Here is a 23189-nt window from a genome sequence, read left to right as displayed (position 1 = left end):
CTGGTTACGGTTGCGGTCCAGAACGGGAGCGGAAGGGGAGCCATGCCCGCAGCGCTGAACCGGGCCAAGGACACGTCCCGCCACTACCGGAACCTGGCCATGGACGCCTACTGGGGTCTCCGGCGCAGGAGGCCGGGCGTGGACCACCTCGTCCGTGCCTACGAGCGCTACGCCGACCGCAACGGGAGTCTGCTCGCGGGTGCGGTGACGTATTTCACCTTCCTGTCCTTCTTCCCGCTGATCGCGCTGGCGTTCGCGGCGTTCGGCTTCGTCGTCGCGGCGGGCGGGCCGGAGCTGGGCACCTACTTCGAGCGGGCCCTGGACGAGATGCTGCCCGGCCTGTCCGAGCAGTTGCCGATGGAACAGGTCGCCCGCGCGCGCGTGGGCGCGGGGCTGATCGGTGTGCTCGGCCTGCTCTACGCCGGGCTGAACGCGGTCTCGGAGATGCGCCAGGCGCTGCACGCGGTCTGGCTCAGGAGCGTCAAGGACGGACCGAACTACCTCGTGCGCAAGGCGGGCGACCTGCTCGTCATGGTCGGGCTGGGGGCGGCCCTGCTGCTCACGGTCGCCTTCACCAGCGTCGCGCAGGCCGCCACGACCTGGCTGCTGTCGTGGGTGGGCCTGGACGGCTCCGTGCTGGCCAACCTCACCCTGCGCGCGCTCGCCGTGGCCATCGCGGTGGGCGCCAACTCGCTCATCTTCGTGCTGGCCTTCGCCCTGCTGTCCGGGAGCGGGCGGCCCACCCGGGCGATGTGGCGGGGCGCGCTGATCGGCGCGGTCGGCTTCGAGGTCCTCAAGGCCGCCGCCGCGCTCCTGCTCGCCGGGACCCTGAGCAACCCCGTGTACGCGTCCTTCGCGGTCTTGGTGGGGCTGCTGGTGTGGATCAACCTGGTGATGCGCCTGGTGATGTTCAGCGCGGCGTGGACGGCGACGTGGCTGCCGATGCCGCCCCCCTACACCGGAACCCTCCCGCTGCCCGAGCAGAACGGACTCCACTGGCCCCGGACGGCTCCCGCCCCCCGGCGGCCGCGGGCGGTCGGCCGGGAGCGGCGCGCCGCCCAGCGCGCGGTGGCCGCCGCGTTGTCGCTGGTCGGTGCCGCGGGCGCGGCCGGGGCGGTGGCCTGGGCGCTGCGCGACCGTGATTCCGACGGGGAATGAACGTTCTTCACGCATGAGGAAATTACCTCACTGTGTGTTCTCGTCCCGTATGCGCGAGGTGTCGGCAGGGTAGTCCTCCTCTGTCTCGGTTGACCGTTTCATCGGGGCGCACCGACCGCCGACCGTGAGACCGTCGGCGACCACCCCCCCTCGGAGGGCAGATGGGAATCGCATTCAAGTCGTCCGAACGCGCGACGCTCGGCGTGGAGTGGGAACTCCAACTCGTCGACCGCAGCAGCCGACACCTGAGGCAGGAAGCGCAGGAACTCCTTTCCGAGCTCCCGGACCTCAGTGCGGGCGCGGACGTCCCCCCGCTTCGGCACGAACTGATGCAGTCGCAGGTGGAGGTCGTGACCGGCATCTGCGAGACGGTCGAGGACGCCAAGCGCGACCTGGCCCGCAACATCGACCGGATGCGGGACGTCCTCGACCCGCGAGGAACCACCCTGACCTGCTCGGGGACCCATCCGATCGACGACTGGCGGGACCAGTCGTTCAGTCCCGGGGAGCGCTACGGGGAGCTGGTCGAGCAGATGCAGTGGCTCGCCCGGCGGATCCTCACCTGCGGGGTCCACGTCCACGTGGGGGTGCGCAGCCCGGAGAAGGCCATTCCCATGGTGAACGCCCTTGCGAAGTTCCTCCCACATTTTCTTGCTTTGAGTGCTTCCAGCCCATTTTGGAGTGGGCACGACACGGGCCTGGCCTCCGCCCGATCCGTCGTCTTCGGCGCCCTTCCCACCTCCGGGCCGCCGCCGAACCTGTCCGGCTGGTCGGCTTTCGAGGAATACCTCGAAACGCTTCTGCGGGCGGGTACCATCGCCTCTATCAAGGAAGTGTGGTGGGACATCCGGCCGCACCCGGATTTCGGCACCGTCGAGATCCGGATGTTCGACGGGATTCCCACCCTGCGTGAGGTGGGAATGGCCGCCGCGCTCTGCCAGAGCCTGGTGGAGCTGTTCGACCACCAGCTCGACAGGGGGTACGGGCTACCCAACCCGCCGTCCTGGCTGGTGAGCGACAACAAGTGGCGGGCCACCCGCTACGGACTCGACGCTCGTGTGATCACGGACGGGCACGGAACCACGGTGCCGATCCGGGACGACCTGTACGAGCTGGTCCGCGAGCTGCGACCGGTCGCGGCCCGCCTGGGCTGCGCCGAGGACCTGGACCTGGTCTCCGAGATCCTGGACAAGGGTGCCTCCTACGAACGGCAGCGCGCGGTCGTCGCCGAGGGCGGATCACTCGACGACGTCGTGGACATGCTCGCCGCCGAGCTCCGGGGCGGCCTCACCCGCGCAGAGGTCAGTGTCGGCGACGGAGCCGGTGCACGCTGATACGCGAAGAAGAGGGGACCCTCGCATGCAGGGACGTGACCTGCCGGAACAGTTGACCGCTTTTCTGGCGCGCCATGAGCGGGAGTTCACCGGCTTCCGCCGGGACCTGCACATGCACCCCGAACTCGCCTTCGCCGAGCACCGCACGACCGGGCGGATCGCCGAGCGGCTGCGCGAGGTGGGGCTGCGTCCGCGTGTCCTGGCGCCGGGCACCGGCCTGGTGTGCGACATCGGTTCGGGGCCGGGCCCCCTGGTCGCGCTGCGGGCCGACATCGACGCCCTGCCGATCACCGACGAGAAGGCGGGGGTTCCCTACCGCTCCACCGTTCCGGGTGCCGCCCACGCCTGCGGACACGACGTGCACACCACGATCCTGCTGGCGTCGGCGGTCTTCCTCGCCCAGCAGGACCGGGCGGGCGCCCTCCCCGGGCGGGTCCGGCTGGTCTTCCAACCCGCCGAGGAACTGCCCGGCGGTGCGGTCGAGGTGGTCGACGACGGGGCGATGAAGGGCGTGGACCGGATCTTCGCCCTGCACTGCGACCCCCGCCTGATGGTGGGCAGGGTCGGACTGCGCGTGGGCGGCATCACCGCCGCCTGCGACCAGCTCATGGTGCGGCTGTCGGGACCGGGAGGCCACACGGCGCGCCCGCACCTGACCTCCGACCTCGTCTACGCCCTGGGCAAGGTGGTCACCGAGCTGCCCGCCGCGCTGTCCCGACTCGTCGACCCGCGCGCCGGGTTCAGCCTGGTCTGGGGGCGCATCAGCGCGGGGGCGGCACCCAACGTCATCCCCGACGACGCCGTCGCCGAGGGCACGGTGCGCTGCCTGGACGACGAGGCATGGCACGCGGCGCCGGACATCGTCAAGGGCCTGGTCGAGTCCGTGGCCTCCGTCTACGGTGCCGAGGCCGAGGTCACCTACCGCCGCGGGGTCCCGCCCACCATCAACGAGGCCGAGAGCGTGGAGATCATGCGCGAGGCGGTCGGCCTGGCCCTCGGCCCGGACGCGGTGGCCAGCACCCCCCAGAGCCTGGGCGGGGAGGACTTCGCCTGGTACCTGGAGCACGTGCCCGGCGCCCTGGCCCGCCTGGGCACCCACTCGCCGGACTGGGACGGCCCCATGCTGGACCTGCACCGGGGAACCTTCGACGTCGACGAGCGCGCCATCGGCGTGGGCACCCGCTTCATGGTGACCACGGCGATGACCGCGCTGTGGAACGCCGCCCGGGCCGGGGAACGGGTGGACGACGAGGCCCTCGCCTGAGCCGTGTCCGTTCCTGCCCGCGGCGGCGGATCTGCCGGATTCTCGGAAACTTGGCGCCGACGTGGGCGGTCGCGTGCGACCCGGGTGGCATTCTGAGGAGTATGAACCACCCACTCACAGTTGAGCAGATCCGGCGGGCACCGAAGGTCCTGCTGCACGACCACCTCGACGGCGGACTGCGCCCGTCCACCGTCGTCGAACTGGCGCGGGAGGCCGGCTACACCGGCCTGCCCACGTACGACCCCGCCGAACTGGGCGTGTGGTTCCGCGAGGCCTCCGACTCCGGATCGCTGGAGCGCTACCTGGAGACCTTCGCGCACACGACCGCCGTCATGCAGACGCGCGACGCGCTCGTGCGGGTCGCGGCCGAGGCGGCCGAGGACCTGGCCGCCGACGGCGTGGTCTACGCCGAGCAGCGCTACGCCCCCGAGCAGCACCTGTCGGCCGGGCTGACCCTGGAGGAGGTCGTCGAGGCCGTCCAGGAGGGGCTGGAACTGGGTGAGAAGCGCGCCGCCGACCAGGGGCGCAGCATCCGCACCGGGCAGCTGGTCACCGCGATGCGGCACGCGGCCCGTTCGTCGGAGATCGCCGAGCTGGCCGTGCGCTACCGGGACGCCGGGGTGTCCGGTTTCGACATCGCGGGCGCCGAGGCGGGCAACCCGCCCACCCGCCACCTGGACGCCTTCGAGTACCTGCGGCGCGAGAACTTCCACTTCACCATCCACGCGGGCGAGGCCTTCGGCCTGCCGTCCATCTGGGAGGCCCTCCAGTGGTGCGGGTGCGACCGCCTGGGCCACGGCGTGCGCATCGTCGACGACATCACCGTGAACGAGAACGGCGTGCCGCGTCTGGGCCGTCTCGCCCAGTACGTGCGGGACAAGCGCGTTCCGCTGGAGATGTGCCCCAGCTCCAACGTCCAGACGGGCGCCGCCGGGTCCATCGCCGACCACCCCATCCGGCTCCTGCACGACCTGCGGTTCCGCGTCACGGTCAACACCGACAACCGGCTCCAGAGCGGTGTCAGCCTGTCGGAGGAGTTCGCCAAGCTCTCCGAGGCGTTCTCCTACGGCTGGGACGACCTGGAGTGGTTCACGGTCAACGCGATGAAGTCGGCCTTCCTCCCCTTCGACGAGCGCCTGGCCCTGATCAACGGGGTCATCAAGCCCGGTTTCGCGCAGCTGAAGTGGGCGACGGTCTGATGGACCGGTCCGAGTCCACCACCCACGCCTCGACCTCCTCGCGGGTCCTGGCGCTGGTGTGGGTCGTCATCGCCGTCCTGCTGCTGGTCGACGTGCTCCTGCGCGGTGAGGGCCGCTCGGCCTGGATCGCGACCGCCGTGCTGGTGGCGAGCGTCGCCGGGGTGTACCTGGTGTGGCTGCGTCCGCGGGTGGTCTCCACGCCGCGCGGGCTGCGGGTGATCAACCCGATCCGGGAGACCTTCGTGCCCTGGGCGGCGGTCGTGTGGGTGGACGTCACCGACGTGCTGCGGGTGCACACCCCGACCGGGATCGTGCGTTCGTGGCCGTTGCGGGAGACCAGGCGCGCCAGGGTCCGCGAGAACCTCCGACGCGACTCGGGGCTGGCCGACGCGCCCGACGACGACGCCGACCCGGCCCGGCAGCGGCCGGTGGACGTGGTCGCGAGCCAGCTGCGCCGGGACGCCGAGCGGCACAAGGCCCGGCCCCTGAGCGGTCCGATCCGGGACGTGGCGGAGGCGGGTCCCGCCGCGCTGGGCGCGGAGGACCAGCCGCAGACGATGGTGCCGGTCGAGGTGATCGTCGTCCTCGCGCTGACGGCGCTGTTCGTCGTGGGGACGCTGGTTCTCGCCTGAACAGCTCCCCGGCGGGGTGACCGGCCCGCCCGTCGCCCTCCACGGACGCCTGCGGCGCTGTACCCCCGCTTCGTCGCCCTCCGCCGCCCTCAACGGACGCCTGCGGCGCGGTCCTTCCCGCCTCCGAGCTGTGCGGTGATCGGGACCCTCCCTCCGCGCCGAGGGGTTGACGCGGCCCCCGGCTTCTGGTTAGGTAAGGCATGCCTAAGGGAGAGCGTCGGGCGGTCGGGCTTCGCGCGGATGGTCCAGCCGCCCGGTTCTTCCCCCGAGGGCGTCGCGCGCGGTCCAACTGAATAACGGGAAGTAAGAGGTGCCCGGTTCGCGAGTCCAACGGGATCTGCGGGGATCCCGCGCGGACGGGCACCGGGAAGCACCGCCTCCGGCCGCACCACGGTCGGTGCCGTCCACCCCCCCGGCCTCGGGGTGTACGCTCGCCACGCCGGTACCGGCCTCGCCCGGTGCGGCCGGAGGTGTCCCAGCCGGACGACTCGCGGGTTCGCCCGCGGTCCGCGGCCTTCCCGTGGCGCGAGTCAGGGCGCTCCGGCGCGTCGCGAGTCCAACGGGATCTGCGGGGATCCCGCGCGGCACCGGAGCACGTCCCTCCCTGGCGCGGAACGAGCCCGACGGATCGCCTCCGTCGGGCTCGTCGTGTGTCCGCGGCCCCGGGTCCTCGGGCTCAGGCCCGGTCGATCACCCGGTGCAGCAGCTCGCCGAGCCGCCGGGCCCGCTGCTTGACGACCTCCAGCGCCTGGTCGGACTCGAAGGGCGTCAGCACCGCGCCCATCGCGTCGTTGGTGACGATCGCCAGACCCAGCACCTCCGCCCCCATCTCCACCGCCGCGATGGTCTCCAGGGCGATCGACCGCCCGACCACGTCCGCCCCCGCCTGACGGAGCAGGGCCAGTTCGGCGGGGGTCTGGAGCTGGGGACCCACCGTGGAGACGTACACCCCCTCCGCCAGCGACGGGTCCACGTCGTGGATGATCTCCCGCAGTCGCGGGCTGTAGGCCTCCGACAGGTCGACGAAGCGCGCCCCGGCCAACGGGGAGCGCGCGGTCAGGTTGATGTGGTCGCGCACCACGACCGGCAGACCCGGCGCGAAGTCGGCCCGCAGCGACCCGGCCGAACCGGTCAGGACCGCGATCCCCGCCCCGGCGGACAGCCCGGTGCGCACCGCGTGCGCGGCCCGCATCGGGTCGTGGGTCTCGTACTCGTGGACGCGCCCCATGAACACGACCACGCGCTTGTCGCCCACCCACATGCTCCGGACCTTGCTGGAGTGCCCCTTGGCGGTGGGGGTGACGAATCCGGGCAGCTCGGAGATGTCGAACTCGATGTCGGAGGAGCCCAGGGTGTCGACCGCACCCGCCCAGCCCGACCCGAGCACCACCAGGGCGTCGAAGCTGTCGGCACCCGCGCGGGACAACAGCTCCCGTGCCGCCTCGGCCGCGAGGTCCTTGGCTTCGTCGGTCGTCTGGGGCGACTGCTCTGTTTCACTCACAAGCCGGATGCTACCTCTGTGTAGTCGGATTGTTCCGGAACGCAACGCAGTGTGTCCGTCGGGCGGAATGGGTGGGGGTCGGCCCGCATGGGGGGAGACGGGGGACGCACGGTGACACCGGGAACGCCCCGGGCCACCCCTCACTGCGCCCGATTCGAGGGCGTGAAGTGGTGTTCGTCCCATTCTCCGGCGCTGTGGGGCCGCGCACACGTCGTGAGGTGGCCCACGGCGCACGCCGGGCCCCGTCGACCGGGGGCACCTGCGGTTTGCTCCGGTCGGGATGGACGACAATGGGACCAAGCGAAAAACCTGGTGGTGCCCTGCCATGCCCGATTTTCGCCCCGGACCGGGAACGGGCGCGGTGGCCCAACCGAAGAGGGAGTGAGGCAGCGTGACGAAGGTCGTGATCATCGGTGGCGGACCCGGGGGCTATGAGGCGGCGCTGGTCGCGGCACAGCTCGGCGCGGACGTGACCGTGGTGGAACGCGACGGCATCGGCGGCGCCTGCGTCCTCACCGACTGCGTGCCCTCCAAGAGCCTCATCGCCACCTCCACGCGGACCACCTACGTACGCGAGGCGGACGCCCTCGGCATCAACGTCCACGACATCCACGACGGCAAGGCCGAGGTGGATGTCGACCCCGGCCGCTTCAACCCGCGGATCAAGGCGCTGGCCCGGGCCCAGTCCGACGACACCCGCGCACGCCTGGTCAAGGAGGGCGTGGAGGTGGTCATCGGCGAGGCCCGCCTGGTCGACCCGCACATCGTGGCCGTCGGCGACCAGCGGATCCGCGCCGACGTCGTCCTCATCGCCACCGGCGCCCACCCCCGCGAGCTGCCCAGTGCCAAGCCTGACGGAGAGCGCATCCTCACCTGGCGCCACCTGTACGACCTGGAGGAGCTCCCCGAGAAGCTCATCGTGGTCGGGTCCGGTGTCACCGGCGCCGAGTTCGCCAGTGCCTACCAGTCCCTCGGCTCGAACGTCACCCTCGTCTCCTCGCGCGAGCACGTCATGCCCACCCAGGACGCCGACGCGGCCGAGGTCCTGGAGGAGGTGTTCATGCGTCGCGGCATGACCGTCCTCAGCCAGACCCGCGCCGAGTCGGTGGTGCGCAGGGGTGACGGCGTCCAGGTCACCCTGACCGACGGCCGGACGGTCGAGGGCAGTCACTGCCTGATGACGGTCGGCATGATCCCCAACACCGAGGGGCTGGGCCTGGAGGAGGCCGGGGTCCGCCTGGGCCGGGGCGGGTTCGTCGAGGTCGACCGGGTCTCCCGGACCACCGTGCCGGGCGTGTACGCGGCAGGCGACTGCACCGGCGTGAACATGCTGGCCTCCGTCGCCGCCATGCAGGGCCGGATCGCCATGTGGCACGCGCTGGGCGAGGCCGTCTCCCCGCTGAAACTCTCCACGGTCGCCTCCACCGTGTTCACCCACCCGGAGCTGGCCGCGGTCGGCGCCAGCGAGGACGACGTGCGCAGCGGCCGGATCGACGGCCGGTCGGTCACGCTGCCGCTCAACACCAACCCGCGCGCCAAGATGAACGAGGTCAAGGAGGGCTTCGTCAAGCTGATCTGCCGTCAGCACACGGGCATCGTGCTCGGCGGCGTCATCGTCGGCCCGCGCGCCAGCGAGCTCATCCTCGCGGTGTCGGTCGCCGTCCAGCAGCGCCTGACCGTCGACGACCTGGCGCACACCTTCGCGGTGTACCCGTCGCTGTCGGGCAGCGTCACCGAGGCGGCGCGGTCGCTCATGCTGGCCTCGCCGGAGTAGGAGCGGCCCGGGGACGGAGAGTCGACCGGGTCGGGAGGGGCCGTCGGGCGTCAGGCCAAGGACGCCGACGGCGGCCCCCGCCCCCGCGGGCCACCGGGGCCGCCGCCCCCGAACCGGGTGCTGCCGGTCCTTGAAGTACCGGAACAGGTGCTCCTCGCGGATCACCGACACCGCCGCCGCCGCGCCCGCCAGGACGGCCGGAACCGCCGCGACCGGACCCCACACGTCCACCGCGAAGGTCTCCCAGGGGGCGGCCGGGTTGCCGACGCGGGCGGCGACGACCAGGGCGCACAGGGACAGCGCCAGGCCCGCCAGGGACCACGCGGCCGCCTCCAGCACCGTGCCGGCGGTCAGCGCGAAGCGGGTGGGTCCCCCGCCGTGGACGCGGGTGACGCGGCGCAGGCTCAGCTGGGGCGGGGGCGTCGGTCACCGGCTCGCCCCCGGACGGGAGGACCTCGCGCGGTCGCGCTCCGCGCGTTCCGGCGCGGAGGCGGCGGCGCGCGTGCGCGAGGCTGGTGCCAGGCGGGACTCGACGTGGTCGAGCCACTGCATCTCGGCCCGGGCCGAGAAGACGAGCGCGTCCAGGACCAGGTCCCAGACCAGGTCCGCGTTCGGGTCCTCCTCCGCGGCCTCCCGCCTTCGGCCTGACCGCTTCAGGCGCGTGTAGTCCTGGAGGCCGCGCAGGGTCTCGGCGCGCTGGGCGTCCACGACGGCCCGCACGTCGACCCCGGGCGTGGTGACCGCGAGCGCGAGCTTGAGCGCGAGTTCGTCGCGGGCGGGGGCGCCGCGTTTGACGGGGCTGTTCCACCACGACTCGACCTCGGTCCGCCCGGCGTCGGTCAGGGCGTACCGCTCGGGTGCCTCGGGGGCGTCGTCGTGGACGGGGGCGATGAGTCCGTCGCGCTCCAGGCGGCCCAGGGTGGTGTAGACCTGCCCGATGTTGAGCGGCCACGTGCCGCCGCTGCGCGCCTCGAACTCGGCGCGGAGCTGGTACCCGTGCCTGGGGCCGTGGGAGAGCAGGGCGAGGAACCCCTGGCGGACTGACATGGGACACCTAACTTACTGAGTAACCAGCTCCACGGTGCTTACTCGGTAACTAATAGCGCAAGGCTTCGGGTCAACGGATCGCCACGGTCGGTGAAACCGCTGGTGCGCACAGACGAAACGCCCTCGTTTACGCCGATCTCACGGTCGAGGGGGTAATCTCTGGGTGTGATCTGTCCCAAGTGCCAGAGCCCCATGCGTACCTACGACCGACAGGGCGTCCACATCGACCGGTGTGACGTCTGCCAGGGCATCTTCCTGGACCGGGGTGAGCTGGAGAGCATCATCGCGGCCGAGCAGCGCCACTACGCGACGCCGCCTCCGCCGGACCCGAGCGCGCCCCAGCCCGGTTACCACCAGCCCCCGCCCCAGCCCTACCCCCAGGCCCCGCCGCCGGGGTACCCCCGGGGCGGCTACCCGGACTCCCCGCGCGGTTACGGGGGATACCCCGACTCCCCGCGCGGTTACGGCGGTTACCGGGACTCGCCCAAGCCCTACCGCGGCCGGCGCAAGAAGAGCTTCCTGGAAGAGCTCTTCGACTGAGCCGCGCGTGCACCCGCTGATCTGTACGCGCTGCGGGGAGTGGAACGAGACCCCGGACACCAGCGCGGGCGAGTCCGTCCTGCGCTGTGCCTGCTGTGGGCGGACCCGGCCGTTCGCGCGCCTGCCGCTGTACTGCGTGTCGGGCCCGAGCGGCACCGGGAAGTCCACCATCGCCGGACTGCTGCTCGAACGCCTCCGCGACCGCTTCGTCGTGCTCGAACAGGACCTGCTGTGGGTGGGCGGTCTGCGTGACCCCGCCGGGCACCACCGCCTGTTCCGCTCCACCTGGCTGCGCACCGCCGCCATGGTGCAGCAGAACGGGCGGCCGGTCGTGCTGTGCGGGACCGTGGTCCCGCCGGAGTTCGAGCCCCTCCCCGAGCGCGCGCTGTTCTCCGGCATCCACTACCTGGCGCTCACCTGCGCCCCCGACGTCCTCGCCGAGCGGCTGAGGGCGCGTCCCGCCTGGCGTGAGTGGGACGAGGAACGGATCGCCGAGACGCTGGACTACGCCGCGTGGGTCGCGGAGGAGGGACCCCGCCTCGACCCGCCGCTGACCCTCGTCGACACCACCGACACCGAGCCCGAGCGGACCGCCGAGACCGTGGTCCGGTGGGTCGAGGAGCTGCACGCGCGCTCCGGCGCGGCGGTCTGACCCCAAACGCCCGCGCGGCCACGGCCCCGGAACACCGACGGCTCCGGGCGCGCGCCCGGAGCCGTCGGTTCCGCTCGTGGGTGGTCGGGACCGGACCTCAGAAGTCGAAGCCGCCGAAGTCCCCGCCCCCGAAATCACCGCCGAAGTCGTCGCCGCCGCCGAAGTCCCCGGCGTCGCCGACCTCACCGGCGCCCATCATGCCGCCGCCCAGCATCGACCCCATCATGGAGCCCATCATCATGCCGGTGAACATGCCCATCATCATGTCCATGCCGAAGTAGCCGCCGGCGTAGGGCGAGTAGGCCGGGCCCGCGTCGTAGTAGGGGCGGCGCTCGCCGTTGACCTCGACCAGGCGCACGTCCGGCTGTCCGCCGGTCCGCACGGCCTGCGCGCAGGCGGGGCAGGCGGTGACCGACCGGGGGGAACCGCCGGGCGGGGCCCAGGTGACGTCCTCGGAGGACGGGCCGTGCTGCGGGTTGAAGAAGCAGGGGCCGCGCCGCTCGGGCACCGGCTCGCCGTTCATCCGCGCCCGGGTCGCGCTCATGTAGTAGCGGCCGTCCTCCAGGGCGCTGGTGACCATGCGGACCTGGTCGGGCTCGGAGATGGTGTCGAGCAGGGACTTGGCCTGGTCGTAGGAGTCCATGGCCCGCGTGTAGTCGGCGCGGGTGGCCTCGTCGACGGCGGTGAGGTCGATCTCCAGCCGGGCGACGTCCTCGCCGAGCCGGACGACGTCCTCGGTGGCCATCTGCTTGATCTCGGCGAGCTCCTTGGCCTTGCGGGCCGCGCGCTTCTTCCGGCTGTTGTAGACGAACCAGCCGCCCGCCGCGACCACGAGCACCAGGACGGCGAGCAGGACCACCCCGGAGACCGCACCGGAGGCGGCGTCGGACTCGGCCTGTTCGACGGCGTCGGGCACGGCGGTGAGGGTGTCGATCTGGTTCCCCGCGCCCCGGTCGAGCGCGATCTGCTCGATCGTCGCGGTGTCCTCGATGTTCGGGGAGGTGACGATGAACTCGTTCGACCCGGCCAGGACGCCGTAGGCGCCGTCGCCGACCTCGGCCATCACCGGATCCATGAGGGCGTCGACGCCGGAGTTGGACCCGGCGGCTCCGGTCGGCAGGATCACGTAGTAGACGGGCACGTCGGACCCGGCGGCGGCCGCCTCCAGGGCGGACTCGTCGGCGGCGGGGATCTGGTCGATGCTGGGGTCGATGAAGACACCGTCGCCCTCCAGCTCGTCGACGATGTCCTGGGTCTCGGGCAGCTCGGGCGGGGTGTCGGCCGCGGCGGGCGTCGCCGAGGCGGCCATGACCGCCGCCGCGAGCCCGGCGGTCAGGACTGTGGGTGTTACCAAGCGGCGCAACATGTCGTTCCTCTCGCCTCCATCACTAGCAGGGACGAACGAGGCGCCCGCGCAGTTCCCGTCGTGCCCACGGTCTCACCGCGGTCGGCGGCCCGCAACGCGGCGCGGCCCGCCCAAGACGCCTCCGGCGGGCCGCTGCGCGTGCGGGGAGCGGGCGGGTCAGCCCTTGGCGGCGGGTTCGGTTTCCCGCCCGACCGCCTCCGCGTCGGTGTCGTCGTCCTCCACCCTGAGCGGCTGGGCGGGCTCCTCGTCCAGCGGGACGAAGCCGCTGGCGCCGCGCGGGGCGTGGTAGCGGGCGATGTCGAGGATGCCCTCGCGCTTGGCGACGATCGCCGGGACGAACGCCTGACCGGCCACGTTGGTGGCGGTGCGGCCCATGTCCAGGATCGGGTCGACCGCCAGGAGCAGGCCGACGCCCTCCAGGGGCAGGCCCACCGTGGACAGGGTCAGGGTGAGCATCACGGTCGCGCCGGTGGTGCCCGCGGTCGCGGCCGAGCCGATCACCGAGACGAACACGATCAGCAGGTAGTCGGTCAGGCTCAGGCTGACCTCGGGGAAGAACTGGGCGACGAAGATCGCCGAGATCGCCGGGTAGATCGCGGCGCAGCCGTCCATCTTGGTGGTGGCGCCGAACGGGACGGCGAACGCGGAGTAGTGGCGCGGCACGCCGAGGTTCTGCTCGGCGACCCGCTGGGTGACGGGCAGGGTGCCCATCGAGGAGCGGGAGACGAAGCCGAGCTGGACGGCGGGCCAGACGCCGGTGAAGTACTTGACCGGGGACAGGCCGTTGAGGCGGGCGATCACCGGGTAGACGACGAACACCACCAGCGCCAGGCCGACGTAGATGGCCAGGGAGAACTTGCCGAGCGCGCCGATGGTGGTCCAGCCGTAGCTGTAGACCGCGTTGCCCAGCAGGCCGACGGTGCCGATCGGGGCGAGGCGGATGACCCACCACAGCGCCTTGAGGACGACGTCCAGGGCGGAGGCGGTGAAGTTGATGAACGGCTCGGCGGACTTGCCGACCTTCACCGCCGCGACGCCGAGGACCACGGCGATCACGATGAGCTGGAGGGCGTTGAACGACAGCGACGTGCTCAGCGAGCCGTCGTCGGCCGCGGAGGTGCTCGCGGTCAGACCGAGGACGTTGGTCGGGACGATGCTCTCGATGAAGGCGATCCAGGAGCCCTGGGTGGAGGGCTCGGCGGCGGTCGAGGCGTCCACACCGCTGTTGAGGCCCGGGCGGAAGACCAGTCCGAGCCCGATGCCGATCGCGACCGCGATCAGGGCGGTGACGGCGAACCACAGCAGCGTCTTCCAGGCCAGCCGGGCGGCGCCCGCGACGTTGCGCAGGTTGGCGATCGAGGAGATGACCGCGAGGACGATCAGCGGCGGGACGATCGTGCGCAGGAGCGTCACGAAGATCGAGCCGACGGTCTGGAGGGTGGTGGCGAGCCAGTTCGGCTCACCGTCGCCGGTGGTGCCGAGCTGGAGGGCGACGACACCGAGGACGAGGCCGAGGACCAGACCGGCCAGGACCTGGACGGAGAAGGGGATGCGTACGAACGGGTTTCGCGAACGTGCGGTGGCACTCTGCGAGGACACGGAGATGACTCCAGAAAGGGTGGCGAGGACGGCCGAGGGTTCGACGGCACGGTCGGAGCCGCCGGATCGGCTTCGGGGCAGGGAGGGGGTATCACCGAGAGGGAGAGGTGACACACGGGACGGGTGCGCGGCGCACGCCTCGACGGGCGCGCGTGAACCTAGCTACACGCGTGACAGCCGCGGCGGCACAGGTCGATGTGCCACCGTCGCGTCAGTCCCCAGATGTTCGTCACGACCAAGGACAATAACCCCAAAGCCTTACTTATTCCATACGTGTCCTGGGATGAATCTTGGGTGGGATCATCCGGAGCGCCTGTGTCCAGGGGCTTCCGTCGCGGAGGGTGGGACGGCGGTGTGGCGAGGAGCACGCCGGACGCCGGGTCCGGGTGAGATGATTCAGGAAAACACCGTTACGGGGTGACGGATATGGCTACCGTGGGTGACGAGAACGATCCGACGACCGGAGGCGACGACATGTCCGTTCCAACCGTGGTCGAGCGCCCGGATCCCGAACTCGACGGCGCGGTGCTGCTCCCCATGCCTCCGCAGGACGGGTTCACCGCCGAGGACCTCGACCGGATCCCGGATCTTCCGCGTCACACCGAACTCATTGACGGGAACCTGGTCTTCGTGAGCCCCCAGAAGTTCTTCCACATGTTCGCCATCACGCTGCTGAACCGGCAGATGGACGCCCAGGTGCCGGAGGACCTCATCGTCTGCCGCGAGATGACCGCCGTGCTCGGCAAACGTCAGCGACCCGAGCCCGACCTCATGCTGGTGCGCGCGTCCGCGTTGCGAGATCTGGACGACACGTGGTTCGCGGCGGAGGATGTGCTACTGGTCGTGGAGGTGGTCTCCCCCGAGTCCGAGATCAGAGACCGCGTGCGCAAGCCCCTCCTGTATGCGGAGGCGGGCATCCCGCACTTCTGGTTGGTGGAGCAGGAGGAGCGGGGGCTCGCGGTGCACGTGTACGAACTCGACCGGTTGACCGATCGGTACTCGCTCCTCGGGGTGTATCGGGACCGGTTGAAGGTCAGCGGCCCGTGTCATCTGGACATCGATCTGACGCAACGGCCCCGTACTCGCGGGCAGGCGCCGTCACAGGAGTGACGAACGCGAAGGGGGAGACACCGACCTCCGGCGCCTCCCCTCGGTGGCTGACGTGCCCGGGCGCTAGGCGTCCTTGATCTCGCAGACCACCGCGCCGTTGGCCACGGTCTCGCCCGCGGCCAGGCTCAGCCCGCTGATCACACCCGCCTTGTGCGCGTTCAGCGGCTGCTCCATCTTCATCGCCTCGATGACCACCACCGGGTCGCCCTCGGCGACCTGCTGGCCCTCCTCGGCCACCAGCTTGACCACCGTGCCCTGCATCGGCGACACCAGCGAGTCCCCGCTCGCCGCCGCCGAACCCGAACCGCCCCGGCGCGCGGACCGCTTGCGCCTGGGAGCCGCCCCCGCACCCGCACCGGCGGCCGTGGCGGCGCCCAGACCGGCGGGCAGCACCACGTCGATCCGCTTGCCGCCGACCTCCACGGTCACCGTCTCGCGCTCGACCGGCGCCGCCACGCCCGGCTCACCCGCCCACGGCTCGATCCGGTTGTCGAACTCGGTCTCGATCCACCGCGTGTACACCCCGAACGGCTGCTCGGGGTCGGCGGGGGCGAACGCCGGATCGGTCACCACCGCCTGGTGGAACGGGATCACCGTGGGCATCCCGCCCACCGTGAACTCGGCCAGCGCCCGCCGCGACCGCTCCAGGGCCTCGGTACGGGTCCGCCCCGTGACGATGAGCTTGGCGACCATCGAGTCGAACGCCTGCGGGACGGTGAAACCGGCCTCGCACCCGGTGTCCACCCGCACACCCGGACCGGTGGGCAGGGCCAGTTCGGTGATCGTCCCCGGGGCGGGCATGAAGTTCCGCCCGGCGTCCTCGGCGTTGATCCGGAACTCGAAGGAGTGCCCGCGCACCTCGGGGTCGTCGTAGCCCAGCTCCTCGCCGTCGGCGATCCGGAACATCTCCCGCACCAGGTCGATGCCGGTGACCTGTTCGGTGACCGGGTGCTCGACCTGCAGGCGGGTGTTGACCTCCAAAAACGAGATGGTGCCGTCGGTGCCGACCAGGAACTCGCACGTCCCGGCGCCCACGTACCCGGCCTCTGCGAGGATGGCCTTGGAGGCCGAGTACAGCCGCTCGGTCTGGTCCGGGGTCAGGAACGGGGCCGGGGCCTCCTCCACCAGCTTCTGGTGGCGGCGCTGCAGCGAGCAGTCGCGGGTGGAGACCACCACGACGTTGCCGTGGGAGTCGGCCAGGCACTGGGTCTCCACGTGCCGCGGCCGGTCCAGGTAGCGCTCCACGAAGCACTCGCCGCGCCCGAACGCGGTGACCGCCTCGCGCACCGCCGACTCGTAGGCGGACTCGACCTCGTCCAGGGTGTGGGCGACCTTCAGCCCGCGCCCGCCGCCGCCGAACGCGGCCTTGATCGCGATCGGCAGGCCGTGCTGCTCGGCGAAGGCCACGACCTCGGCCGCGGAGTCCACCGGGTCGGGGGTGCCCGCCACCAGCGGGGCGCCGACCTTCTGCGCGATGTGGCGGGCCTGCACCTTGTCGCCCAGTGCGGTGATCGCCGCCGGGGGCGGGCCGATCCAGGTCAGTCCGGCGTCGATGACGGCCTGGGCGAAGTCGGCGTTCTCGGCCAGGAAGCCGTAGCCGGGGTGGACGGCGTCGGCGCCGGAGGCGGCGGCCACGTCCAGGAGTTTGGCGATGTCGAGGTAGGAGTCGGCCGGGGTCGACCCGCCCAGGGAGTAGGACTCGTCGGCGATCTTGACGTGCAGGGCGTCCAGGTCGGGTTCGGCGTAGACGGCGACGCTGGCCAGACCGGCGTCCCGGCAGGCGCGGGCGATGCGCACGGCGATCTCGCCGCGGTTGGCGATCAGAACTTTACGCACGGTGGGAAATCCTCCTGCTGTGGCACGGAGCGGGAGCGCGCCGTCCGCTCAACGGCAAGTCTATGGATCGGGGCGAGGTGGTCACCTGGTGCTGAGCCGCCAGGCGCCGGGACCGGGCCGTGGCGGGACCTGGGTGCGCAGGTTCCGTGCCCGGTCCCTCCAACCGGAGACCGGTTCCGTCGCCTCGGCGGTGTCGGTGGCGCGTAGGGCCGCCGCGCGGGCGCTGAGCACGGCGGTCAGGGCCGCGAGTTCCTCGTCGGAGGGGGCGCCGCGGACCACGACCACGTGCGGCGGGAGTTTCGGTTCACTCACAGCGGGATGTTCCCGTGCTTCTTGGGCGGAAGCTGCTTGCGCTTGTTCCGCAGGGCCTTCAGTGCCTTGGTCACCTGGTCCCGGGTCTCGGAGGGCATGATCACCCCGTCCACGTAGCCGCGCTCGGCCGCGGAGTAGGGGTTGAGGAGCGTGTCCTCGTACTCCGCGACCAGCTTCGCGCGCTCGGCCTCGACGTCGTCGGCCTCGGCCAGCGTGCGGCGGTGCAGGATGTTCACGGCGCCCTGGGCGCCCATCACGGCGATCTGCGCGGTCGGCCACGCCAGGTTGACGTCGGCGCCCAGGTGCTTGGACCCCATGACGTCGTAGGCGCCGCCGAAGGCCTTGCGCGTGATCACGGTGATCAGCGGGACGGTGGCCTCGGCGTAGGCGTAGAGCAGTTTGGCGCCGCGCCGGATGATGCCGTCCCACTCCTGGTCGGTGCCGGGCAGGAAGCCGGGCACGTCCACGAAGGTCAGGACCGGGACGTTGAAGGCGTCGCAGGTGCGGACGAACCGGGCGGCCTTCTCGGAGGCGTCGATGTCCAGGCAGCCCGCGAAGCTCATGGGCTGGTTGGCGACCACACCCACCGAGCGGCCGTCGACACGGCCGAAGCCCACCACGATGTTGGTGGCGAACTGGGCGTGGACCTCCAGGAAGTCACCGTCGTCGAGGACCGTCTCGATGACCCGCTTCATGTCGTAGGGCTGGTTGGCCGAGTCCGGGATGAACGTGTCCAGGGCCAGGTCGGTGTCGGTGGGTTCGTCTCCCGGCGGCTCCTCGGGAGGCAGAACCGGTGCCTCCTCCAGGTTGTTGTCGGGCAGGTGGGACAGGAGGGTGCGTACGTACTCGATGGCGTCCCGCTCGTCGGTGCCCATGTAGTGGGCCACACCCGACTTGGTGTTGTGGGCGCGGGCGCCGCCCAGCTCCTCCATCGACACGTCCTCGCCGGTGACGGTCTTGATGACGTCGGGTCCGGTGATGAACATCTGGGAGGTCTCGTCGACCATGACGATGAAGTCGGTGAGGGCGGGGGAGTAGACGTGTCCGCCCGCCGCCGCGCCCATGACGAGCGAGATCTGCGGGATGACGCCGGAGGCGTGGGTGTTGCGCTTGAAGATCTCCGCGTACAGGCCCAGCGAGACGACGCCCTCCTGGATGCGCGCGCCGCCGCCCTCGTTGATGCCCACGACGGGGCAGCCGTTGGTGAGGGCGTGGTCGAGGACCTTGGTGATCTTCTCGCCGTAGACCTCGCCGAGGGACCCGCCGAAGACGGTGACGTCCTGGCTGAAGACGGCGACGGGGCGGCCGTCGACCGTCCCGTGGCCGGTGACGACGCCGTCTCCGTAGGGCCGGTTGCGGTCCAGTCCGAAGTTGGTCGAGCGGTGTCGGGCCAGGGCGTCGAACTCCACGAACGAGCCCGGGTCGAGGAGGGCGTCGATGCGCTCACGAGCGGTCATCTTGCCCTTGGCGTGCTGTTTCTCCACGGCTCGCTCCGAACCCGCGTGGACGGCCTCGTAGCGGCGTCGCTGCAGGTCGGCGAGCTTGCCCGCGGTGGTGTGGATGTCGATCTCAGCCGCGGACAGCGGTTCTGGGGCTTCGGTGGCCATGACACCCCAGGTTAGTCGTGTGGACGTCCAAGCAACCTATCCGGGTTTGGGTTACTTGTCGGTAACCCCAGTCCAGGTCACAGGGCCGCCAGGCCCCGCCGCGACGCCGGAATCCGGTCGGAGCGCCGAATTGGCGCGTGACCGAATGTGAATTCATCGCCGCCGCACACAATTGTTAACGCGCTGGCAAAACCGGCGAAATCCGCCCCCCGAACGCATCCGTGCAGGCCCGCCCTCTGTAGTCTCGGCCCCATGACAGCGGTTAGCGCAGAACGCGACAGTGTCCGGCAGGAAGTTCCCGAGCAGCTTCGGAATGACGTCAAACTGCTCGGCGAGATGCTCGGAACGGTCCTGGCCGAAAGCGGCGGCGAGGACCTCCTCGCCGATGTGGAGAAGCTCAGGCACGCCGTGATCGGTGCCCGCGACGGGTCGGTCTCCACCGAGGAGATCACCGCGATCGTCGCCGCCTGGCCCCTGGAGCGCGCCAAGCAGGTCGCGCGCGCCTTCACCGTCTACTTCCACCTCGCCAACCTGGCCGAGGAGCACCAGCGCATGCGCGCCCTGCGCGAGCGCGACGACGCCGCCAACCCGCCCCACGAGTCCCTGGCCGCCGCCGTGCGCGCCATCCGGGAGACCGACGGGGGCGAGGAGCGGCTGTCCGAACTCGTGGCGGGCATGGAGTTCCACCCCGTGCTCACCGCGCACCCCACCGAGGCCCGCAGGCGCGCGGTGTCCACGTCCATCCTGCGCATCAGCGCCCAGCTGGACGCCTGGCACGCCGCCCACGAGGGCAGCAGCGCCGCGGCCGGGGCCCACCGGCGCCTGCTGGAGGAGATCGACCTGCTCTGGCGCACGTCCCAGCTGCGCTACACCAAGCTCGACCCGCTCGACGAGGTGCGCACCGCGCTCGCCGCGTTCGACGAGACGATCTTCGACGTCATCCCGCAGGTGTACCGCACCCTGGACACCGCGATCGACCCCGAGGGCACCGGTGTGCGGCCCCCGCGCGCGACGCCCTTCGTCCGCTACGGCAGCTGGATCGGCGGCGACCGCGACGGTAACCCGTTCGTCACCCACGAGGTGACGCGCGAGGCCGTGCGGATCCAGTCCGAGCACGTGCTGCGCGGCCTGGAGCGCGCCTGCGAGCGCGTGGCACGCACCCTGACCGCCTACTCCAACCTCACCCCGGCCAGCCCCGCGCTCCTGGACGCGCTCTCCGCCGCCAGGGCGGGACAGCCCGACCTGATGTCGGACATCGTCAAGCGCTCGCCCAACGAACCGCACCGCCAGGCGCTGCTGCTGGCCACCGCGCGGCTGCGCGCCACGCGCGAACGCGACGCCGACCTGGCCTACCCCACCGCGGACGACTTCCTCGCCGACCTGCGGGCCGTCCAGGACTCGCTGGTCGAGGCCGGTGCCGTCCGCCAGGCCTACGGAGAGTTGCAGCACCTCATCTGGCAGGCCGAGACCTTCGGGTTCCACCTGGCCGAGCTGGAGATCCGCCAGCACAGCGAGGTGCACGCCGCCGCCCTGGCCGAGCTGCGGGCCGGCAAGCGCCCCTCCGAGCGCACGGAGGAGGTCCTGGCGACCCTGCGGGTGATCTCCTGGATCCAGGAGCGCTTCGGGGTGGAGGCGTGCCGCCGCTACATCGTCAGCTTCACGCGCTCGGCCGAGGACATCGCGGCCGTGTACGAACTGGCCGCCCACGCGCTGCCCGCCGACCGGGTGCCGGTCCTGGACGTCATCCCGCTGTTCGAGACCGGCGCCGACCTGGACGCCTCGCCCGGTGTCCTCGACGGCATGCTGGAGCTGCCGCAGGTCCGGCGCCGACTCGACGAGACCGGCCGGCGGATCGAGGTCATGCTCGGCTACAGCGACTCGGCCAAGGACGTCGGCCCGGTCAGCGCCACGCTGCGGCTGTACGACGCCCAGGCCCGGCTCGCGGCGTGGGCGCGCGACCACGACGTGCGGCTGACGCTCTTCCACGGCCGGGGCGGTTCCCTGGGCCGTGGCGGCGGCCCGGCCAGTCGGGCGCTGCTCGCCCAGGCGCCGGGTTCGGTCGGCGGCCGGTTCAAGGTGACCGAGCAGGGCGAGGTCATCTTCGCCCGCTACGGGCAGTCCGCCATCGCCCGCCGCCACATCGAGCAGGTCGGCCACGCCGTCCTCATGGCCTCCACCGACGCCGTCCAGGAGCGCGAGCGCTCCGCGGCCGAGCGGTTCCGCCCGTTCGCGGACACCATCGCGGCGGCCGCCCAGGAGACCTACCTGGACCTGATCAACACCGAGGACTTCGCGGTGTGGTTCTCCCGGGTCAGCCCGCTGGAGGAGCTGGGCGAACTGCGCCTGGGATCGCGCCCCGCGCGCCGGGGCAAGGCCAAGGGCCTGGGGGACCTGCGCGCGATCCCGTGGGTGTTCGCGTGGACCCAGACCCGCGTCAACCTCCCCGGCTGGTACGGGCTGGGCACCGGTCTGGCGGCGGTCGAGGACGTCTCGGTGCTCCAGGATGCCTACCGCGAGTGGCCGATGTTCGCGTCGCTGCTGGACAACGCGGAGATGAGCCTGGCCAAGACCGACCGGACCATCGCCGAGCGCTACCTGGCGCTGGGCGGTCGGCCGGAGCTGAGCGAGCGGGTGCTGGCCGAGTACGACCGCACACGTGAGCTCGTGCTCACGGTGACCGGGCACAGCCGCCTGCTGGAGAACCGCGCGGTGCTCGCCCGCGCGGTGGACCTGCGCAACCCGTACGTGGACGCGCTGTCCCACCTCCAGCTGCGGGCGCTGGAGGCGCTGCGGGGCGAGGAGGCCGACGCGCTGTCCGAGCAGGACCAGCAGCACCTGGAGCGGCTGCTGCTGCTCTCGGTCAACGGTGTGGCCGCCGGGCTCCAGAACACCGGCTGACCCCCGACCGACGCGACGCGCCCCCGCACCCGAGGCCAGGGTGCGGGGGCGCGGCCGTTCCGGTCCGGTTCAGAGTTCGGGCGGGACGATGCGGATCGCTCCGTCGAGGACCTCAGCCCGCCAGCCCTCGGGCAGGTCGAGTTCCCCTCGGGCCTGTGCCACGGTGTCGGCGAGGAGCGACATCCCCGGTGCCTTCGCCTCCGCTTCGGACAGATCACCCAGACCGCCCGCCCGCCCGCGTGAGGACGATGTCGCCCTCGAAGATCTCCGCCCGCCATTCCTCCGGCAGGTCCAGCTCTTTCCAGGCGCGCAACACGACCTCCCAGCGGGAGGAGGGGCCGGTCGCCTTCTGATCGGTACTCATGGTCACCTCCGTTGGCCGAACGTAGCGATACGTGACGACAGGCAGAGATGTTCGGCCTCGGACGCCCTCCCGCCGCGCGGAGTTTTCCACAGCGGTTCCGGCGCTGCTGTAATGGGCGTATGGCCCACGACACCGACGATCTCCCGCGTCCGCCGCTCGACCCTTCGGCGCTCAACGCCGCCCTGGTCCGCCCCGGAGGGATGTGGCACGGCGTCGACGTGCTCCCGGCCGTGGGCTCCACCAACACCGAACTCCTCGCCCGCGCCAGGGCCGGGGCGCCGCACGGCAGCGTGCTGGCCACCGAGCACCAGACCGCCGGGCGCGGCCGCCTCGGGCGCGGCTTCACCACCCCCGACCGCGCCGCGCTCACCTTCTCCGTCCTCCTGCGCATCACCGTCCCCGCGGACACCCTGGGCTGGCTGTCGATGCTCATGGGGGTGGCCGCGGTCGACGCGGTCCGCCGGGTGAGCGGGGTCCGGGCCGCCCTGAAGTGGCCCAACGACGTCATCGTCCCCGCCGAGGCCCGCGCCGAGGCGGCGACCGCCGACGGCAAGCTCGCGGGCATCCTCTCCGAGGCCGACTTCTCCGACCCCGACTCCCCGACCGTCGTCGTCGGCATGGGCGTGAACGTCTCCCAGACCCGCGCCGAACTCCCCGTGGACACCGCCGTCTCCCTGCGCGGTGAGGGCGCTACGGACCTGGACCGCTCCGCGCTGCTCGGCGCCGTCCTGGGCGGGTTCGAGGAGCTGTACACCGTGTGGTCGGCCGCCGACGGTGACGCCGAGGCCAGTGGGCTGGCCGACGCCTACCGGGGCATGTGCGTCACCCTGGGGCGCGGGGTGCGCGTCCACCTTCCCGGCGAGGAACTGCTAGAGGGGACGGCCACCGGTGTCGACGCCCACGCCAGGCTCGTGGTGGAGGGACCGCGCGGCAGGCGGGAGCTCAGCGCGGGCGATGTCGTCCACGTCCGTCCCGGATCCTGACCATGTGATCCCA

At 71.7% G+C, this 23189-nt stretch carries 19 protein-coding genes; 11 read left to right on the top strand and 8 right to left on the bottom strand.

Annotated elements, in window-relative coordinates:
• The first annotated feature begins 42 nt into the window (after positions 1-42).
• From DVR05_RS12385 to DVR05_RS12365, 5 genes are all read left to right on the top strand, one after another.
• Positions 43-1158, top strand: a complete 1116-nt coding sequence (locus tag DVR05_RS12385; protein ID WP_116246011.1) for a YihY/virulence factor BrkB family protein — start codon at positions 43-45, stop codon at positions 1156-1158.
• 161 nt (positions 1159-1319) lie between these two features.
• Positions 1320-2492 (top strand): glutamate--cysteine ligase, encoded by a 1173-nt coding sequence (locus DVR05_RS12380; protein ID WP_116246010.1) that lies wholly within the window; start codon positions 1320-1322, stop codon positions 2490-2492.
• 25 nt (positions 2493-2517) lie between these two features.
• A complete protein-coding gene (locus tag DVR05_RS12375; RefSeq protein ID WP_116246009.1) occupies positions 2518-3756 on the top strand; it encodes an amidohydrolase in 1239 nt (412 codons plus the stop codon).
• A gap of 101 nt (positions 3757-3857) precedes the next feature.
• Positions 3858-4955 carry an adenosine deaminase gene (locus DVR05_RS12370; RefSeq protein ID WP_116246008.1) on the top strand — a complete coding sequence of 366 codons (1098 nt, stop codon included), beginning with the start codon at positions 3858-3860 and terminating at the stop codon, positions 4953-4955.
• Entirely contained in the window at positions 4955-5587 is a 633-nt protein-coding gene (locus DVR05_RS12365; protein WP_198659152.1) for a PH domain-containing protein, read from the top strand. Before DVR05_RS12370 ends, DVR05_RS12365 begins: the two co-directional genes overlap by 1 nt.
• Positions 5588-6263: 676 nt before the next feature.
• Here DVR05_RS12365 and DVR05_RS12360 read toward each other — a convergent pair.
• Positions 6264-7088 (bottom strand): purine-nucleoside phosphorylase, encoded by an 825-nt coding sequence (locus tag DVR05_RS12360; RefSeq protein WP_116246006.1) that lies wholly within the window; start codon positions 7086-7088, stop codon positions 6264-6266.
• 391 nt (positions 7089-7479) lie between these two features.
• On the opposite strand from DVR05_RS12360, the gene DVR05_RS12355 reads away from it, so the two are divergent.
• Complete coding sequence (locus DVR05_RS12355; protein ID WP_116246005.1) at positions 7480-8862, top strand: NAD(P)H-quinone dehydrogenase; 1383 nt, start codon at positions 7480-7482, stop codon at positions 8860-8862.
• Positions 8863-9288: 426 nt separating this feature from the next.
• Here DVR05_RS12355 and DVR05_RS12345 read toward each other — a convergent pair whose 3' ends face one another.
• The gene (locus tag DVR05_RS12345; RefSeq protein WP_116246004.1) at positions 9289-9909 is read right to left on the bottom strand and encodes a PadR family transcriptional regulator; all 621 of its coding nucleotides are present in this window, start codon (positions 9907-9909) and stop codon (positions 9289-9291) included.
• A gap of 165 nt (positions 9910-10074) precedes the next feature.
• Between DVR05_RS12345 and DVR05_RS12340 the strand changes: the two genes are divergently transcribed.
• Together DVR05_RS12340 and DVR05_RS12335 are read left to right on the top strand one after the other, a co-directional pair.
• Positions 10075-10449 (top strand): zf-TFIIB domain-containing protein, encoded by a 375-nt coding sequence (locus DVR05_RS12340; protein WP_116246003.1) that lies wholly within the window; start codon positions 10075-10077, stop codon positions 10447-10449.
• Positions 10450-10456: 7 nt separating this feature from the next.
• A complete protein-coding gene (locus tag DVR05_RS12335) occupies positions 10457-11101 on the top strand; it encodes an AAA family ATPase (RefSeq protein WP_116246002.1) in 645 nt (214 codons plus the stop codon).
• Positions 11102-11198: 97 nt separating this feature from the next.
• Here the strand turns inward: DVR05_RS12335 and DVR05_RS12330 are convergent, their stop codons facing one another.
• A complete protein-coding gene (locus DVR05_RS12330; RefSeq protein ID WP_116246001.1) occupies positions 11199-12467 on the bottom strand; it encodes a chemotaxis protein CheA in 1269 nt (422 codons plus the stop codon).
• 156 nt (positions 12468-12623) lie between these two features.
• The gene (locus tag DVR05_RS12325; protein WP_116246000.1) at positions 12624-14066 is read right to left on the bottom strand and encodes a dicarboxylate/amino acid:cation symporter; all 1443 of its coding nucleotides are present in this window, start codon (positions 14064-14066) and stop codon (positions 12624-12626) included.
• A gap of 426 nt (positions 14067-14492) precedes the next feature.
• Between DVR05_RS12325 and DVR05_RS12320 the strand changes: the two genes are divergently transcribed.
• Positions 14493-15176, top strand: a complete 684-nt coding sequence (locus DVR05_RS12320) for a Uma2 family endonuclease (protein ID WP_116246255.1) — start codon at positions 14493-14495, stop codon at positions 15174-15176.
• A gap of 63 nt (positions 15177-15239) precedes the next feature.
• Here the strand turns inward: DVR05_RS12320 and DVR05_RS12315 are convergent, their stop codons facing one another.
• From DVR05_RS12315 to DVR05_RS12305, 3 genes are all read right to left on the bottom strand, one after another.
• Complete coding sequence (locus tag DVR05_RS12315) at positions 15240-17012, bottom strand: biotin carboxylase N-terminal domain-containing protein (RefSeq protein WP_116245999.1); 1773 nt, start codon at positions 17010-17012, stop codon at positions 15240-15242.
• 81 nt (positions 17013-17093) lie between these two features.
• On the bottom strand, positions 17094-17324 hold the full coding sequence (locus DVR05_RS12310) for an acyl-CoA carboxylase subunit epsilon (protein ID WP_116245998.1): 231 nt from the start codon (positions 17322-17324) through the stop codon (positions 17094-17096).
• Entirely contained in the window at positions 17321-18931 is a 1611-nt protein-coding gene (locus DVR05_RS12305) for an acyl-CoA carboxylase subunit beta (RefSeq protein ID WP_116245997.1), read from the bottom strand. The genes DVR05_RS12310 and DVR05_RS12305 overlap by 4 nt, the downstream gene beginning before the upstream one ends.
• A gap of 252 nt (positions 18932-19183) precedes the next feature.
• Between DVR05_RS12305 and DVR05_RS12300 the strand changes: the two genes are divergently transcribed.
• Positions 19184-21829, top strand: coding sequence for a phosphoenolpyruvate carboxylase (locus DVR05_RS12300; protein ID WP_255423083.1), 2646 nt, complete (start codon positions 19184-19186; stop codon positions 21827-21829).
• A gap of 214 nt (positions 21830-22043) precedes the next feature.
• Here the strand turns inward: DVR05_RS12300 and DVR05_RS12295 are convergent, their stop codons facing one another.
• On the bottom strand, positions 22044-22193 hold the full coding sequence (locus tag DVR05_RS12295) for a hypothetical protein (RefSeq protein WP_232832102.1): 150 nt from the start codon (positions 22191-22193) through the stop codon (positions 22044-22046).
• A gap of 119 nt (positions 22194-22312) precedes the next feature.
• Here DVR05_RS12295 and DVR05_RS12290 point away from each other — a divergent pair, with 119 nt between their 5' ends.
• A complete protein-coding gene (locus tag DVR05_RS12290) occupies positions 22313-23176 on the top strand; it encodes a biotin--[acetyl-CoA-carboxylase] ligase (protein WP_116245995.1) in 864 nt (287 codons plus the stop codon).
• Positions 23177-23189: the final 13 nt, after the last annotated feature.

Origin of the sequence: Nocardiopsis sp. FIRDI 009, from assembly GCF_003386285.1 — a bacterium.
Classification (GTDB): Bacteria; Actinomycetota; Actinomycetes; order Streptosporangiales; family Streptosporangiaceae; genus Nocardiopsis.
This window is presented reverse-complemented; position numbering and strand designations above follow the sequence as displayed.

What these genes read in the sequence shown, in the direction of transcription:
- DVR05_RS12365 (WP_198659152.1), top strand. Translation starts at nt 4,955, where the DNA reads ATGGACCGGTCCGAGTCCACCACCCACGCCTCGACCTCCTCGCGGGTC.
- DVR05_RS12380 (WP_116246010.1), top strand. Translation starts at nt 1,320, where the DNA reads ATGGGAATCGCATTCAAGTCGTCCGAACGCGCGACGCTCGGCGTGGAG.
- DVR05_RS12330 (WP_116246001.1), bottom strand. Translation starts at nt 12,467, where the DNA reads ATGTTGCGCCGCTTGGTAACACCCACAGTCCTGACCGCCGGGCTCGCG.
- DVR05_RS12370 (WP_116246008.1), top strand. Translation starts at nt 3,858, where the DNA reads ATGAACCACCCACTCACAGTTGAGCAGATCCGGCGGGCACCGAAGGTC.
- DVR05_RS12375 (WP_116246009.1), top strand. Translation starts at nt 2,518, where the DNA reads ATGCAGGGACGTGACCTGCCGGAACAGTTGACCGCTTTTCTGGCGCGC.
- DVR05_RS12295 (WP_232832102.1), bottom strand. Translation starts at nt 22,193, where the DNA reads ATGAGTACCGATCAGAAGGCGACCGGCCCCTCCTCCCGCTGGGAGGTC.
- DVR05_RS12345 (WP_116246004.1), bottom strand. Translation starts at nt 9,909, where the DNA reads ATGTCAGTCCGCCAGGGGTTCCTCGCCCTGCTCTCCCACGGCCCCAGG.
- DVR05_RS12305 (WP_116245997.1), bottom strand. Translation starts at nt 18,931, where the DNA reads ATGGCCACCGAAGCCCCAGAACCGCTGTCCGCGGCTGAGATCGACATC.
- DVR05_RS12300 (WP_255423083.1), top strand. Translation starts at nt 19,184, where the DNA reads ATGACAGCGGTTAGCGCAGAACGCGACAGTGTCCGGCAGGAAGTTCCC.
- DVR05_RS12290 (WP_116245995.1), top strand. Translation starts at nt 22,313, where the DNA reads ATGGCCCACGACACCGACGATCTCCCGCGTCCGCCGCTCGACCCTTCG.
- DVR05_RS12320 (WP_116246255.1), top strand. Translation starts at nt 14,493, where the DNA reads ATGGCTACCGTGGGTGACGAGAACGATCCGACGACCGGAGGCGACGAC.
- DVR05_RS12385 (WP_116246011.1), top strand. Translation starts at nt 43, where the DNA reads ATGCCCGCAGCGCTGAACCGGGCCAAGGACACGTCCCGCCACTACCGG.